Source organism: Allosphingosinicella sp., assembly GCF_035626655.1.
Lineage (GTDB): Bacteria > Pseudomonadota > Alphaproteobacteria > Sphingomonadales > Sphingomonadaceae > Allosphingosinicella.
Genome location: NZ_DASPNF010000005.1, coordinates 340,264 through 355,766 on the forward strand (window position 1 = coordinate 340,264; position 15,503 = coordinate 355,766).

General features: G+C 68.9%; 11 protein-coding genes. 1 reads left to right on the forward strand and 10 read right to left on the reverse strand.

Going from position 1 to position 15,503, the window contains the following annotated elements; translation table 11 throughout:
- Positions 1-74: 74 nt before the first annotated feature.
- From VEC11_RS04585 to hemB, 5 genes are all read right to left on the reverse strand, one after another.
- Positions 75-620 (reverse strand): gamma carbonic anhydrase family protein, encoded by a 546-nt coding sequence (locus tag VEC11_RS04585; RefSeq protein WP_464129416.1) that lies wholly within the window; start codon positions 618-620, stop codon positions 75-77.
- Positions 617-1,165 (reverse strand): GNAT family N-acetyltransferase, encoded by a 549-nt coding sequence (locus VEC11_RS04590; protein WP_464129417.1) that lies wholly within the window; start codon positions 1,163-1,165, stop codon positions 617-619. The genes VEC11_RS04585 and VEC11_RS04590 overlap by 4 nt, the downstream gene beginning before the upstream one ends.
- The gene (locus VEC11_RS04595) at positions 1,165-3,453 is read right to left on the reverse strand and encodes a spermidine synthase (RefSeq protein ID WP_464129418.1); all 2,289 of its coding nucleotides are present in this window, start codon (positions 3,451-3,453) and stop codon (positions 1,165-1,167) included. Before VEC11_RS04595 ends, VEC11_RS04590 begins: the two co-directional genes overlap by 1 nt.
- 84 nt (positions 3,454-3,537) lie before the next feature.
- Positions 3,538-4,983 (reverse strand): pyridoxal phosphate-dependent decarboxylase family protein, encoded by a 1,446-nt coding sequence (locus VEC11_RS04600; protein WP_464129419.1) that lies wholly within the window; start codon positions 4,981-4,983, stop codon positions 3,538-3,540.
- Positions 4,980-5,978: a porphobilinogen synthase gene (gene hemB / locus VEC11_RS04605; protein WP_464129420.1), complete on the reverse strand. Its 999-nt coding sequence runs from the start codon at positions 5,976-5,978 to the stop codon at positions 4,980-4,982. The genes VEC11_RS04600 and hemB overlap by 4 nt, the downstream gene beginning before the upstream one ends.
- Before the next feature lie 106 nt (positions 5,979-6,084).
- Here hemB and VEC11_RS04610 point away from each other — a divergent pair, with 106 nt between their 5' ends.
- Positions 6,085-6,984 carry a diacylglycerol/lipid kinase family protein gene (locus tag VEC11_RS04610; protein ID WP_464129421.1) on the forward strand — a complete coding sequence of 300 codons (900 nt, stop codon included), beginning with the start codon at positions 6,085-6,087 and terminating at the stop codon, positions 6,982-6,984.
- A 3-nt stretch (positions 6,985-6,987) separates the two neighbouring features.
- Here the strand turns inward: VEC11_RS04610 and VEC11_RS04615 are convergent, their stop codons facing one another.
- From VEC11_RS04615 to VEC11_RS04635, 5 genes are all read right to left on the reverse strand, one after another.
- Positions 6,988-8,448 carry an MATE family efflux transporter gene (locus tag VEC11_RS04615; RefSeq protein ID WP_464129422.1) on the reverse strand — a complete coding sequence of 487 codons (1,461 nt, stop codon included), beginning with the start codon at positions 8,446-8,448 and terminating at the stop codon, positions 6,988-6,990.
- 107 nt (positions 8,449-8,555) lie between these two features.
- Positions 8,556-11,222: a valine--tRNA ligase gene (locus VEC11_RS04620; protein ID WP_464129423.1), complete on the reverse strand. Its 2,667-nt coding sequence runs from the start codon at positions 11,220-11,222 to the stop codon at positions 8,556-8,558.
- Between the two features lie 10 nt (positions 11,223-11,232).
- On the reverse strand, positions 11,233-13,311 hold the full coding sequence (locus VEC11_RS04625; RefSeq protein WP_464129424.1) for a S9 family peptidase: 2,079 nt from the start codon (positions 13,309-13,311) through the stop codon (positions 11,233-11,235).
- 144 nt (positions 13,312-13,455) lie between these two features.
- Positions 13,456-13,869 (reverse strand): DUF2497 domain-containing protein, encoded by a 414-nt coding sequence (locus tag VEC11_RS04630; RefSeq protein ID WP_464129425.1) that lies wholly within the window; start codon positions 13,867-13,869, stop codon positions 13,456-13,458.
- Positions 13,870-13,913: 44 nt separating this feature from the next.
- Positions 13,914-15,494, reverse strand: a complete 1,581-nt coding sequence (locus VEC11_RS04635; protein WP_464129426.1) for a TolC family outer membrane protein — start codon at positions 15,492-15,494, stop codon at positions 13,914-13,916.
- Positions 15,495-15,503 lie beyond the last annotated feature (9 nt).

Sequence of the window (15,503 nt, forward strand, 5' to 3'; positions counted from 1 at the left end):
ACGGGACACCCGATAGCGCCGTTCGGGCTGAGCCCGTCGAAGCCCTGCACTTCAGGGCGAAAGGAGCGGGGGTCCTACCCGGCCGCTCGCACCGCCTCCGCATGCAGCTTCGCCAGCGCGACATAATGCGCCACGCCGGCGCGCATGCCCCGGAAATCCGCCTCGCCAAGGTCCCGGACATATTTGGCCGGGCGCCCTGCCCAGAGCTGGCCGGCGGGGATGCGCTTGCCCTGGGTGAGCAGGGCGCCGGCGGCGAGCATCGCGTCGCTCTCGATTTCGCAGCCGTCCATGACGATCGCGCCGAGGCCGACGAAGGCGCGGTCGTGCAGCAGGCAGCCATGGACCATCGCCATATGGCCGATCAGCACCTCGTCGCCGATCAGGGTCGGGTGGCCGCCCTCGTTGCCCGGCCGTGGCGAATCGACGTGCAGCACCGTCCCGTCCTGGATGTTGGTGCGCGCGCCGATCCGGATCCGGTTCACGTCGCCGCGAAGCACGCAATTGTACCAGATCGAGGATTCGGGCCCGATCTCGATGTCGCCGATCAGCCGCGCGCCGGGCGCGACGAAGGCGGCGGGATCGATGATCGGCGCCTTGCCGCCGAACGGGATCAGGCTCATCTTTTCAGCTCCCCGGGGCGGATGTCGTAGACGATCGTGGGGTTGAGCGTCGGGAAGCGCGGATCGTCATAATCGTCCTCGGGCCGGCGGGTCATGCCGAGCCGCTCCATCAGGCCCCAGCTTGGCTCATTCCCGACGAAGGTGATCGCGACGACGCGCTGCGCGCCCAGCCGGTCGAAGGCGAAATCGAGCGAGGCGATCGCCGCCTCCTTCGCATAGCCCTGCCCCCAGGCTTCCTCGCGCAGCCGCCAGCCTACCTCGTGCACGCCCTCGATCGGCGATCCCGGCGTGTCGGCGATCTTGAGCCCGCAAAAGCCGAGCAGCGCGCCGTCTGCTTTGCGCTCCACGACCCAGAAGGTGAAGCCGCGCTCCTGCTGCCAGCGCATCATCCGGGTGCGGATCGCCTCCTCCAGCTGCGCTTCGGTCTGCACGCCGCCCAGCCAGCGCATCACCGCCGGCGTGTTGGTGTGGCGGATGAAGGGCGCGATGTCGTCCTCGCGCCAGTCGCGCAGCAGCAGCCGGCCGGTCTCGATCGCTACGCCCATCAATTGCCGCGCGGGATGAAGGAATCGAAGTTCAGGATCGGCAGGATCGAGGCATGGTCGTCGGTCCAGCCGGAGAAGCCGGGCCGCGGATCGACCGAGCGCCAGGCGGTCGCGTCATTGCCGCTGAGCTGCATCAGCCGCTGCAGCGTTTCCGGGTTGCGCGACAGGGCGATCCAGACCGAGATGGTCGCGTTCTGCGCCTCCTCCGCCTCGGTCGGCATATATTCGAGCATCGCCGCATGCCAGCCGCTGCTCTGCGCCAGCTCGGCGATCACCGGGCGCAGGTCCAGATAGCGGTTGGAGATGTGGAAGAGGACGATGCCGTTCTGCTGCACGGCCCGGCCATAGACCTGCAGCGCCTCGTGGGTAAGCAGGTGCATCGGCACCGCGTCGGAGGAGAAGGCGTCGACCGCGAGCAGGTCGATCGAGCCCGGCGGTTGCTGGGCGAGGCTGAGCCGGGCGTCGCCGAGCACGATCCGGGCCTGCGGCGCGCAGCGGGTGAGGAAGGTGAAGCGGTTGCGCGCGACCTCGACCATCGCCGGGTCGATCTCGAAGAAGGTCCAGCTCTGGTTCGGGAAGGCGTAGCAGGAGAGCGTGCCCGAGCCGAGCCCGACGACGCCGATCCGCGGATGCGCGCCGAAAAGCGAGTCGGCATTGGTCAACGCGATGCCGACGCCGGAGCGGCGCGCATAATATGAGGTCGGCTCGCGCTCCAGCGCCGGATCGAGATTCTGGATGCCGTGCAGGGTGGTGCCGTGGGTCAGCACGCGGGCGCTGCCGTCGGGCCGGACATAGACTTCGTAAATGCCGAAATAGGAGCGGGTGCGGCCACCCTCCACGGTGGTGCTGAGCACGCCGCGATTGTCGTAGCTCACCATCAAAGCGAGCAGGCAGATGGTGAAGGCGACCCGCCGGCCCAAGCAGGCGAGCGCCGCCAGCGAGATCAGGATCGAGCCGATCAGCACCATCTGCGAGCTGAAGCCCTTGTAGCGCATCATGTAGACGGCGGCGGAGAGCAGGACGGCCATGGCCGGCAGCGCGAGCCGCATCAGCCATTCCTGCTCCTTCGGCCAGGGCACGAGCGGCATTTGCGGCACAAGGAGGGCGGCGCCCAGGATCAGCAGGGGATATTCATAGGCCCAGTCGAACAGCAAAGGCGCGACGATCGCGCAGAACAGGCCGCCGAGCATGCCGCCGATCGACATGGCGAGGTAGAAGCGGGTCAGGTGGCTGGCCGCCGGACGCAGCCGGAACATCTCGCCGTGCAGCGCCACCGCGATCGCGAACAGCAGCAGCAGGCCGAGCGTCACCGGATAGAGCGGGTTGCTCGCGCCGCGGCCGAAGACCAGCCCGCCGGCGACCAGGATGATGATCGGCGCCAGCATGGTGATAAAGTCGGCGACCTTGCGCCGGTGGGCGAAGGCGATGACGAAGCTCAGCAGATAGAGGCCGAGCGGCAGCACCCAGAGCATCGGGATGGCGACGATGTCGGTGGTGAGGTGCGTCGTCGTCGACAGCATCAGCCCCGAGGGCACCGCCGCCAGCACGATCCAGTGCAGCATCTGCCGCGTCGTCGGTGCCGGCTCGTCATGCTCGGGCACGACCTCGACCGCATCGGCGGGCACGGTCAGCGCGCAGGCGATGACCAGAAGAAACAGAAAGGCATACATCGCCGTCCACAGCCAGCTCTGCTGCTGCAGGCTCATCAGCGGCTCGACCAGCAGGGGATAGGAGATCAGGCCGGCGAAGCTGCCGAGATTGGAGGCGGCGTAGAGCGGATAGGGATCGCCGCGGCTCGTCTCCAGCGCATACCAGCGCTGCATCAAAGGCGCCTGCGCGGAAACGATGAAGAAGACCGGGCCGATCGAGGAGAGCAGGAACCAGGGCACCCAGAGCGCCGGCTCGAAATCGCTTGGCGGCACCGCCTGGGTGAGCCCGATCGGTAGCCAGAGCGCGGCGACGCCGAGCAGGATGATGTGCAGGCCCGCCTGCCTGCGCGGCTTCAGCCGCACCGCCCAGTGGGCATAGGCGTAGCCGGCGAGCAGCAGCAGCTGGTAGACCAGCATCGCGCTGTTCCAGACAGACGGCGCGCCGCCGACCCGGGGCAGCGCCATACGCGCGATCATCGGTTGCGTAAGAAACAGCAGAAACGAACCGGTGACGATGGTCAGCACGAAGAGCGGGCGGGCATAGCGCTCGTTCACCCGCGGCGCCGGCAGGATCGGCGTGGCGGCGGCATCGCGCTTCGGATTGTTCGCGGCCTGCTGCCTGCGGTTCTTCTTCGACATCAGTCCCTCAAGGCCTCGGCGCGAACGGCGCGACGGACGATCATGCCCGCAGCGTCGCTGAACAATGGGTGAAAGGAGGCGGCTTCATTCTGCACTTTCGTCCCTGCTTTCCGCTTGGAGGGCGGCCGCCGTGGTGGCCAGCACGTCGATCGTCTCGTCGATATGCGCCAGATGCGTGCGGAACGACAATATCGCGCAGCGCAGCCAGGTCTCGCCCTGGATCCGCGTCCCGCTCAGGAACACGCGGCCGTCCTGCTGGAGGCGCTCCAGCAGCCCGTCGTTGAAGGCGTTGCTGCCGCGATAGCGGAAGGCGACGACCGAAAGGTCGGGCGGCGGCCCCGCATCCCAGTCCGGCATGTCCGACAGCCGCGCATGGAAATAGCGGGCGAGCCCGATCTTCTCCGACTGGGCGGCGCGGAAGGCGGCGACGCCGGCGAGCTGCAGCGGCAGCCAGAGCCGGAGGGCGCGGAAATGGCGGGTCAGCTCGGGCGAGAGATTGGCGGGCGACGGGCCGACATCGTTGGCGGCGAATTCCTGAATGTAATCGGCGCTGGCGCTGAACGCCTCGAACAGCTTCCGCCCCTCCCGGACGACGACGGCGCCCGTGCCGTAGGGGAGGAACAGGGTCTTGTGCGGGTCGAGCGCGACGCTGTCCGCTTGCTCGATCCCGCCGAGCGCTGCCCGCCCCTCCTCGCAGAGCATGAACAGGCCGCCATAGGCGCCGTCCACGTGCAGCCAGGCGCGATATTCGGTGGCGAGCGCCGCGATCTCGGCAAGCGGGTCGACCGTGCCGGTGTCGACCGTGCCGGCCGAGGCGACGATCAGCCAGGGCCGGATACCATCCGCCCTGTCCTGCTCCAGCGCCTCGGCGAGGGCGTCGGCGCGCATCCGGTGGCGCTCGTCGGTAGCGATCAGCCGGCGCGGCGACCGCGCCCGTCCGGCGATGCGCAGCGCCTTGTCGATGCAATGATGGGCGAAGCCGGTCAGGTAGATGGCCCCGCCCCCGTCCGGGTCCGCGGCCTCGCGCGCGGCGACGATCGCGGTGAGGTTCGCCATGCTGCCGCCCGAGGTCAGCACCCCCGCTGCCCCTTCCGGCATGTCGATCACCCTGGCCAGCCAGCTCGCGACGGCATTTTCCAGTCTGACGGCGCCCGGGGCAGCCGGCGCGAAGCCCGAATATTTGTTGGTCGCGGCGGCGAGGAAATCGCCGAGCGCCGCATGGAACAGGCCGCCGCCCGGAATATAGCCGGTGAAGCGCCCGGAAGCGGTGGTGATACCCGGCCGGGCGACGCAGGCGTCGAACTCGGCGAGCACGGCTTCGGGCTCGCGCCCGCTTTCCGGAAAGGGTGCCGCCAGCGCCGCGGCATTGGCCTCGGTCCAGGCCGCGTAGGACGGGCCCTCCTCCAGCGCCGCGAGGAACGCCTCCGCATGTCCGATTGTCAGCCCGGCAAGCGCTTCGCGCGCACCCGCATCCGGCTCGAGCGGGGCCGCTGCCCGCTGCAGCGCCAGCAGCCGCGCGGTTTCGCTCATCGGCTGGCGAGCAGCCGCGCGGCGAGCGGGGCGTGATAGGTCAGCACGCCCGCGCAGCCGGCCCGCTTGAACGCCATCAATGTCTCGAGGACCAGGGCGTCGCGGTCGCCCGCGCCCGCCGCGGCGGCGGCCTCGATCATCGCATATTCGCCGGACACCTGGTAGGCGAAGACCGGCACCTCGAACCGCTCCTTAACGCGGCGGACGATGTCCAGATAGGGCAGGCCCGGCTTCACCATCACCGTGTCCGCGCCCTCGGCGAGATCGAGCGCGACCTCGCGCAGGGCCTCCAGCGCATTGGCCGGGTCCATCTGGTAGGTCTTCTTGTCGCCCTTCAGCAGGCCCCTGCTGCCGACCGCGTCGCGGAACGGGCCGTAAAAGGCCGAGGCATATTTGGCGGCATAGGCCATGATCTGCACGTTGACATGGCCGGCCTCCTCGAGCGCGCCGCGGATCGCGCCGACGCGGCCGTCCATCATGTCGGAGGGCGCGATGATGTCGGCGCCGGCATCGGCCTGGACCAGGGCCTGGTCGGCCAGGACCGCGCTGGTCTCGTCGTTCAGCACATAGCCGAACGGATCGACGATCCCGTCATGGCCGTGGCTGGTATAGGGATCGAGCGCGACGTCGGTGAGCACGCCGACCTCCGGCGCCGCGTCCTTGGCCGCCTTCACCGCGCGGCAGATCAGATTGTCCGGGTTCAGCGCCTCGCGCGCATCCTCGCTCCTGAGGCCCTGCGGCGTGTTCGGGAAGAGCGCGATGCACGGGATGCCTAGCGCGCGCGCCTCCTTCGCCCGCGCCGCGATCAGGTCCACCGACCAGCGCGAGACGCCGGGCAGGCTCGCGATCGGCTCCTCGACGCCCCCCCCTTCCGCGATGAACAGGGGCCAGATCAGGTCCGACGGCGACAGGCTGGTCTCGGCAACCATCGCCCGGCTCCACGGAGCGGCGCGCGTCCGGCGCAGGCGAAGGGCGGGATAGGTGGCGGCAGGCATGAGGGCGGGGCTTAGCGCCCGATCCGCGCCCTGCAAAGCCGCGTTAGACGAACGCCGATGCGCATCGGCAGTGGACATCCGCCCGCGCCCATGAGTTAGGAGCGCCATGTCCGCCGAAAAGCCCATCCCGCGCGAGGCCGTGCTGGTCGTCAATGCCCGCTCGCGCAAGGGCCGCGCGCTCTTCCGCCGGGCCGTCTTCAGCCTGAGGGAAGCCGGCATCCGGCTCCGCTCCGCCCATGCCGTGCGCAAGACCAGGGATCTGATCCCGACGGTCAAGCAGGCGGTCAGGAGCGGCGCGCCGATGGTCATCGTCGGCGGCGGCGACGGCTCGCTCTCCTCTGCGGTGGACGAGCTGGTCGACCGCGACTGCGTCTTCGCCTTGCTGCCATTGGGGACGGCGAACAGCTTCGCCCGCACGCTCGGCATCCCGCTCGACCTGGACGGCGCGATCAGGACGATCGCGACGGGCAGGCGCCGCCGCGTCGATCTCGGCGTGATCGACGGCGATTTCTACGCGAACAGCGCCGCCATCGGCCTGTCGCCGTTGATCGGCGCCACCGTGCCGCACGGGCTCAAGCGCTGGCTCGGGCGCGTCGGCTATTTGCTCTGGGCGATACGCTGCGTGTTCCGCTTCCGCCCCTTCCGCCTGATCGTCGAGCTGGAGAATGGCGAGCGGCACGAGATGGAAGCGCTGGAGGTGCGGATCGCCAACGGACCCTATCATGGCGGCGTGGAGGTGATCGATGCAGCCCGCGTCGACAGCGGCGAGATCGTCGTTCAGGCCGTGCCCGGCCGCGCCAGGCATCGCCTGCTGCGCAACTGGCTCGCCGTGCTGGCGCGCAACCGGGCCTGGAAACGTCAGACCGTGATCGATTTCCATGCCCGCAAGCTGCGCCTCGAGACCGATCCCCCTTTGCCCATCTCGATCGACGGCGAGGTGATCGGCCACACGCCGGCGGCGGTCGAGGTGGCGGAGGGGGTGATCGAGGTGATGGTGCCGGCCTGAGCCTCAGGCCGTCGGGTTGAGCCGCCCGCCCGGCTCGGCATCCGCCTGCGCCTCCTCGACCAGCTCCTCGCGCGGCGGCGGCTGCATCCGCGCCTTGCGCCAGCCGCCGTGCAGGTAATAGGCCGCGGCCAGCGCCAGATTGGCGAGGCTGCCGACGGTGAAGCTCAGCCAGATCGAATCCGCGCCGAGCCAGTGATAGGCGCCGAGCGCGAAGCCGAGCCGCACCGGATAGAGGCCGATGAAGAGGATGATCAGGGGCCCGATCACGGCGCCGTTCGCCCGCACCGTGCCGAACAGGATCATTGTCACGCCAAACAGGAGGAAGCTCCAGGTTGCGAGCAGCTGGATATGCTGGGCGATCGGCAAGGCCGGGCTGCCGCCGCCGAGGAAGAGGGCCAGGGCGGCACGGTCGAAGGCGATCAGCAGCACCACGAGGACGCCGGTGATCAGCAGATTGTAGGTGATCGCCGAGCGGGTGATCGCGCCCACCCGCTCCCACTTGCCGGCGCCGATATTCTGCGCCGCCATCGCGCTGCAGGCGGCGCCGAGCGCCATGGCCGGCATCTGGAGATAGGTCCAGAGCTGCATCGCCACGCCGAAGGCCGCGGTCGTCTCGACGCCCTCGCGGTTGACCAGGCCCAGGGTCGCGAGGCCCGAGGAGGAGATGACGATCATCTGCAGCCCCATCGGGAAGCCCTTGACGATCATCGTCTTCAGCAGCTGCCGGTCCGGGATCAGGTAGCGCAATTCGGGCCCGCGCAGCCGGACCGACAGGTCGCGAACATAGATGTAGAAGAGCAGGCCGATCAGGGCCGCATAATTGGCGATCACCGTCGCCATGGCCGAACCCGCAATGCCCATGGCCGGGATCGGACCGAGGCCGAGGATGAAGACCGGGTTGAGCCCCGAATCCAGCACCACCGCGACGATCATGAACCACATCGGGCTGATCGAATCGCCGGTGCCGCGGAGGCCCATGATCAGCACCACGGCAATCAGGATCGGCGGCATGGCGATGAAGATCACGCGCAGATAGGCGAGCGCCAGCGCGGCGCTCTCCGCCGGCGTCGCCAGCAGGCGCAGCAGATCCGGCGCGAAGATCCAGCCGAGCAGACCAATCAGGGCTGCGAAGGGCGCGAAGCTGCCGATCGCGGTGCCGATCGTCCGGCGCACCGAGTCCATGTCTCGCCGCCCGAAGGCTTGGCCGATCAGCACCGTCGCCGCCATGCCGAAACCGAAGACGAAGGCCATGAGCAGGAACATGGTGAGATTGGCGTTGGAGGTCGCCGCCAGCGCCTGCTCGCCGAGGAAGCGCCCAACCCAGATCGCGTTGATCGAGCCGTTCAGCGACTGCAGGATCGAGGAGAGCAGGGTCGGGAGGGCGAAGGCGAGCAGGGCCTTGCCGATCGGGCCCTCGGTCAGGTCATGGCGGCCGCGTGGGCCCGGTCCGGCACGAGTCGCCATCGGATTTCCTTCGTCTGAGGGGTGGAACCGGGTGTCCAGCCTGCGGTTCCGGACTCGCAAGACGCCACGCCGGGCCCGATCCCGCAGCAGGAATTTCGCGCGAGACCTCAGCCGAGCCGGGCCAGCGCGGCCCGATATTTCTCCGCGTCCGATGCCTTCTCCGCATGGTCCGCCCGCGCCTTCTCGACCGCCTCCGGCTTGGCGCGCTCGACGAAGCTCGGATTGTTGAGGCGGGCCGACAGCGAATCGCGCTCCTTCTCCGCCGCCTCGGCCGCCTTGGCGAGACGGGCCTTCTCCGCGTCGATGTCGATCACGCCCTCCAGCGGCAGCAGGAAGGTCGCCTCGTCGACCACGATCTGCGCTGCGCCGCCCTCGACAGCGCCATCACTTATGCCACTGATGCGGGCCAGACGTTGCAGGGCCGTGGCGCCGCGCTCCAGCCTCCCGGCTGTTTCGTCGGAGGCGTCCCGGACATGGAGCGGCAGTTTCGCGCCCGGCGGCACGTTCAGCTCCGCGCGAGCGGCGCGAATGCCACCTACCAGCCGGATGAGCCAATCAATCTCAACCCCCGCCGAGGGATCAAGTGCCCGAGCATCACCAGCGGGCCACCTGGCATGGATCAGCGGATAGGGTCGATCGCCGAGCGCATTCCACAATTCCTCGGTCACGAATGGCATGAACGGGTGGAGCATGACCAGAATTTGGTCGAGCACCCAGCCGGCTACGTGTCGAGTCTCTTCCGCATATTCGCCGCCGGCAAGATGCGGTGCTTCAGGCGCCGTCAGCGTCGATTTGATCAGCTCCAGATACCAGTCGCAGAAGGTCGCCCAGGTGAAGTGGTAGATATTGTTGGCGCTCTCGTCGAAGCGGAAATCGGCGAGCGCGAGGTCGAGCGCCTGGATGGTCTTCACCGTCTCGCCGATGATCCATTTGTTCACCGGCAGGGTCGTCGCGGGCGGCTCGATCGCCGCGGAGGCACCGATGCCGTTGGCCTGGCAGAAGCGGGCCGCATTCCAGAGCTTGGTCGCGAAATTGCGATAGCCCTCGACGCGCTTCTCATCGAGCTTGATGTCGCGCCCCTGGCTCTCCATCGCCGCCAAAGTGAAGCGCAGCGCGTCGGCGCCAAAGCGGTCGATCAGACCGAGCGGGTCCACGGTATTACCCTTGGACTTGGACATCTTCTGGCCCCTGGCGTCGCGGACCAAACCGTGGAGGTACAAGGTCTTCCACGGCTTCTCTCCCATGAACTGGAAGCCCTGCATCGCCATGCGTGCATCCCAGAAGAAGATGATGTCGAAGCCGGAGATCAGCACGTCGTTGGGATAATGGCGGCGCAATTCTTCGGTCTGCTCCGGCCAGCCGAGCGTGGCGAACGGCCAGAGCGCCGAGGAGAACCAGGTGTCGAGCACGTCGGGATCACGGCGCAGCACCGCGCCCTCCCCGGCCTGCACCTGCGCCTCCGCCTCGGTCTCGGCGACATAGACCTTGCCCGCCGCGTCGTCATACCAGGCCGGGATCTGGTGCCCCCACCAGAGCTGCCGCGACACGCACCAGGGCTGGATATTCTCCAGCCAGTTGAACCAGGTCTTCTCCCAGGTCTTCGGCACGACGCGGATGTCGCCGGAGCGCACCGCCTCGATCGGCTTCTGCGCCAAAGTCGCCGCGTCGACATACCATTGATCGGTCAGCCAGGGCTCGATCACCACGCCGGAGCGGTCGCCGAAGGGTGTCGCGACCACCCGGTCCTCGACCTTTTCCAGGCAGCCTTCCGCCTCGATTATCGCGACGACGCGCCTACGCGCCTCGAACCGGTCGAGGCCGAGCAGTTCCGCCGGCACCAGCCCGTCCGCGGTCTGCACCACCTTCGCGTCGGCATCGAGCATGTTGAGCATGTCCGACGGCGCGATGCCGGCGCGCCTGCCGACCTCGAAATCGTTGAAGTCGTGCCCCGGCGTGATCTTCACCGCGCCGGAGCCCAGCTCCGGATCGGCATGCTCGTCGGTGATGATCGGGATCAACCGGCCCGTGACCGGCTGCCTGACCTTCTTCCCGATCCAGGCCCGATAACGCTCATCGTCGGGATGGACCGCCACCGCCATGTCGGCGAGCATCGTCTCGGGGCGCGTTGTCGCCACCGAGATCGCCCCCGAGCCGTCCGCCAGCGGGTAGCGGAAATGCCAGAAGCTGGACTTGATCTCGTTGGTCTCCACCTCGAGGTCGGAGATTGCGGTCTTCAGCCCCGGATCCCAGTTCACCAGCCTCTTGTCGCGATAGAGCAGCCCCTGATTGTACAGGTCGACGAACACCTTCAGCACCGCCTTCACGAAATGCGGGTCCATGGTGAATCGCTCGTTCGCCCAGTCGCAGGAAGCGCCGAGCCGGCGGAGCTGGCGCGTGATCTGGCCGCCGCTCTCCGCCTTCCACTCCCACACCTTCGCGATGAACTCGTCGCGGGTGTAGTTCGTGCGCTTGTCCTGTTTCTCCTCGAGCTGGCGCTCGACGACCATCTGCGTGGCGATGCCCGCATGGTCCATGCCGACCACCCAGAGCGCATCCTTCCCCTGCAGCCGCGCATGGCGGATGAGGATGTCCTGCAGCGTATTGTCGAGCGCGTGGCCGATATGGAGTGAGCCCGTCACGTTGGGCGGCGGGATCACGATCGTGAACGGCTCGGCGTCCGGGCGCGCGGGGCGGAACATCCCCTCGCTCTCCCACCTGGCGTACCAGCGCGCCTCGATCGCGGCCGGGTCGAAGGTTTTTGGCAGTTCGGTCATGGACGCGCTCTTAGCGCGCCTGCGCGTCTCCGCCACCCCTTCTGAGCCACTGGTCGAGCCAGCCGTGGACCTCGCGATACCATTGGATCGAGTTTTGCGGCTTCAGGATCCAGTGATTCTCGTCGGGGAAGACCACCAGCCGCGAGGGGATGTTCCGCCGCTGCAGCGCGTTGAACAGGCCGAGCGACTGGCTGTACGGAATCCGGAAGTCGCGCTCGCCATGGATGACCAGCATCGGCGTGCGGAAATTCTGCACGAAATTGACAGGGTTGTTGCGCTCGTAATTCTCGCGCGCCGCGGGCTCGAAATAGGGCCCGCCAAACTCCCATTCGGTGAACCAGAGCTCCTCGGTCTCATAGGCCATGGCACGCTGGTCGAAGACGCCCGAATGGCTGACCAGGCAGCGGAAGCCGTCGGGCCAGTTGCCCGCGATCCAGTTGACCATGAAGCCGCCATAGGAGCCGCCGAGCGCGCAGGCATTGGCGGTGTCGACCTGCGGATCGGTCCGCCCCGCCGCGGCGAGGCCGAGGCGCAGATCCTCGAGTGGCTTGCCGCCCCAGTCGCGGTTGATCGCATCGGTGAAGGCCTGGCCGTAGCCGGTGCTCCCGTGGAAATCGATGGTCACCGCCGCATAGCCCGGCGCCGCGAACAGCCAGGGGTTCCAGCGATAGGACCAGCCATTGGCGAAGCTGGACTGCGGCCCGCCATGGATCAGGAAGGCGACCGGCAGCCGGCCCTGCGCGCCCGCCGGCTTCACGATCTGCCCCCAGACCGTGTCGCCGCCCGCGCCGGGAAAGGAGAAACGCTGCACGGTGACCGGATCGAGGTCCGCCATGCGGTCCGCATTGACCCGGGTGAGCTGCCGCGCCCGGCCGCGCCGGTCGAGCCGGTAGAGGTCGTCCGGGGCCTGCAGGCTGTTCAGCGTGTAGAGCGCGCCGCCGTCGCGCAGCGGGATGACGTTGCCCGCGATGCCTCCCTGGGTCAGCCGCGTCACCCGGCCCGTCGCCACGTCCACGCGGAAGACCGGATTGTCGAGCGTGTCGCCCGCGGTCACGAGCAATGAGCGCCCGTCCGGCGCCCACGCGATCGAGCCGACCGAGCGGTCCCAGCCGCCGGTCAGCGCCCGGACCTCGCCGGTCTGCAGGTTGCGCAGATGGACGACCTGCCGGTCCGCCTCGTAGGTTGCCCGCGCCATGTTGGTCCAGGCCAGCCAGCGCCCGTCCGGTGACACGGCCGGCGTCGTGTCCGTGCCCCGCAGCGCGGGCGTGAGGTTGGTCGGCGCCGCGCTGCCGTCCGCGGGCACCGAGAAGATGTCGAGATTGGTCGAGTTCGGCTCGGTCCGCCCCGCCTCGCGCAGCGCGAAGAACAGGGTCCGTCCGTCCGGACTCCAGGCAATCTCCTCGGCCCCGCCGAACGGCTTGGAGGGCGAATCGCCGACCAGGTTCGGCGCGAGCGGCGTGCCCTGCCCCTGCGGGCGGCCGTCGACCATCGGGAAGGAGAAGAGGCGCGAGCGCACGCCCGGCTCCACCCAGGTGTCCCAGTGGCGCACGAAGGTCTGGTCGTAGACCCGGCCCGAGCCATGGTCCGGCGCCGGCCCGGAGACGTTGGCGCAGCTGAAATCCTGGCAGGCCATGTTGCGGTCGGCCCAGATCGCCACGCGGTCCCCGCTCGGCGCGATCGCGAAGCCGGCGACGTCGGTGGCGAGGTCGGTGACTTTCTCCGGCGTGCCCGAGGGCAGCGAGACGCGCCAGATCTGGTCGCTGCCGGACGCGTCGGAGAGATAATAGAGCCAGCGCCCGTCGGGCGAGAAGCGCGGATCATGCTCGTTATGCTCGGGCGCCGAGGCGATCCGCACCGGCTGCGCGTCCGCGGCGCGCAGATCGAGCAGATAAAGGTCCGTCCGGCCCCGGTTCGCGGCAAGATCGGTCTCGCGCAACTGGTAAACCGCCCAATTGCCGTCCGGTGAGACGGCGGGCGCAGAGAGCCGTCGCAGGGTGGCGAGGTCGGTGGCGGTCATCGGGCGGGCGAAGGCGGCGGGCGCCTGGGCGAGAGCGAGCGCGGCAAGGCTCGCGAGCAGCAGCTTCTTCATGGGGAGCGCGGTTAGCACCGGCGCGGGAGGACGGGCAACCCGGTGCCGTTAACCAAAATCGTGGTCCGGCGAAGGCCGGACCGCTGGTCGAACAGCTTGTGCGGGTCTCGCAACGCTCCGGCCTTCGCCGGAGCACGAAGGTGCCTACAGATCCCGCCCCGTCAGCCGGGCGATCTCGCGGGTGACGAGCTCCTCGACGATCTCGGGCAGGCGCTGGTCGAGCCACTCCTTGAGCATCGGCTTCAGCATCTCGCGCACCACCGCCTCGAGCGCACCCGGATCGGCGGCCTGCGCCTCCCCGCGCTGGCGCAGCGCCGAGAGCGAGGCAAGCCGCGAGCGGGTGGAGGCGGCGGCATTGTCCGACAGCAAGGTCGGACCCTCGGTGATCGGCTCGTCCAGCTCGAGCACGTCGTCGTCGGCCGTCTCCGCGGTGACCGGCGCGGCGGGACGGAGCCGCCGGGCGCGCCCGCTCGTCGCCGCAGGTGCCGCGACCACGGCGGCCGCGGCCTTGCCGTCCTCGGCGATAACGCGTTTGATGGAGGCGAGAATTTCCTCCATCGACGGGTCTGGTTGGGCGTCCCCCATAGCGCCGCGCTTATTGCTTATTGCGGCGAGACTGTCACGGGGGGTTCTGTCACCGGGCTGTTGTTATTGGGCGGCGCGGTGCGGGTGGAGGACGGACGGATGCGCGGCCCGTCGTCCCAGTCGCTCCAATTGTTGTTGTAGCGATTGTAGTTGACCGTCGGGTCGTAGAGCGGCCCGATGCCGTCGAGGTTGAGATCCTCGGCCTCGGCCTGGCCCATGGCGTTGAGCAGCTGGAAACCGGCGACATAGGCGTCGCGCCGCGCCGTCACCAGCAGCACCTGGCTGTTCAGCAATTCCTGCTCGGCGTTGAGCACGTCGAGCACGTTGCGCGTGCCGACCGTCTGCTCGGCGCGCGTGCCCTCCAGCGCCAGCGTGTTGGCGGCGACGGCGATCTCGTTCGACTCGATCGCCTGCAGCGCCGCCCGGTAATTGGCGAAGGCGGCATTGGTATTGGAGATGACCAGGCGCTCGACCGCGACCGCGGTCTCCAGCAGCTCGCCGCGCACCGCCTCGGCCCGCCGCACGCGCGAGGCCGCGGCGCCGCCTTGGTAGAGCGGCATGGTCAGCGACAGACCAACGCCGGAGCTCGTCGTGTTGTCGACGTCCAGCCCGACGCCGTTCACGCCGGCAACGCCGGTGCCGAGCCGGTCGAAATAGGTGGTCGTGCTGTTCGCGCTGATCGTCGGCAGCCGGGCGCCGCGCGCCACGCGGACGTCATAGCCGGCGGCGCGGGCCTGGGCGGCGATCGAGGCGAGATCGGCATTGTTGGCGAGCGCGATCTGGGTGGCCTGCTCGTCCGTGCCCGGCAGGCTCGGTAGATGCGGCGGCGGCTGCAGATCCTCGGGATTCTCGCCGATCACGCGCCGGTAATTCTCCTCGCTGGCGCGCAGGCGCCCCTCGGCGATGGAGAGCTGGCTGCGGGCGAGCGCGAGGCGGGCATCGGACTGGGCGACGTCGGTCCGGGTCAGGTCGCCGACCTCGAAACGGTCGCGCGTCGCCTGCAAGTTGGTCTCCAGCACGCGGACCTGGTTCTGGTTGAGCTGGACGATCGAGCGGTCGCGGATCACGTCCATATAGGCCGCCACCGCTTCGGTGAAGAGATCGCCCTCGGTCGCCCTGAGGTCGGCGCGGCCGGCCTCGACACGGGTATTGGCGGCGCGCACCGAATTGCGCACCCGCCCGCCCGAATAGAGCGGCAGGCTGATCCGGCCGGTCACGCTCATGTCGGCGCCGTTCCCGCCGATGATGTGGCGGGTGTAGATGTCGCGATTGACCTGCGCGGAGACGTCGGCCTGAGGACGCCCGGCGGCACGGGCGATGTCCACGTCCTCGTCGCGCTGGCGGAGCGACTGGCGCTCGGCCATCAGGGTCGGATTGGTCTGGTAGGTGCGCACCAGGGCGTCGCGCAGCGTCTGCTCGCGGCCATAGTCGACCGGGGCCGCTGGCGGTGTGGTCGCGGCTGGGGCGCGCGCCGGATTGGGCACGAAGGCCTGGGTCTGCGAGCGCGGCGCCGTGCCCGTATTCTGGGGCTGCGCCAGCGCGGCGCCACCCACAGCGATGGCCGCCACCCCGGCTGCTGCCAGCAAAGCTGAACGCATTAAACCCAC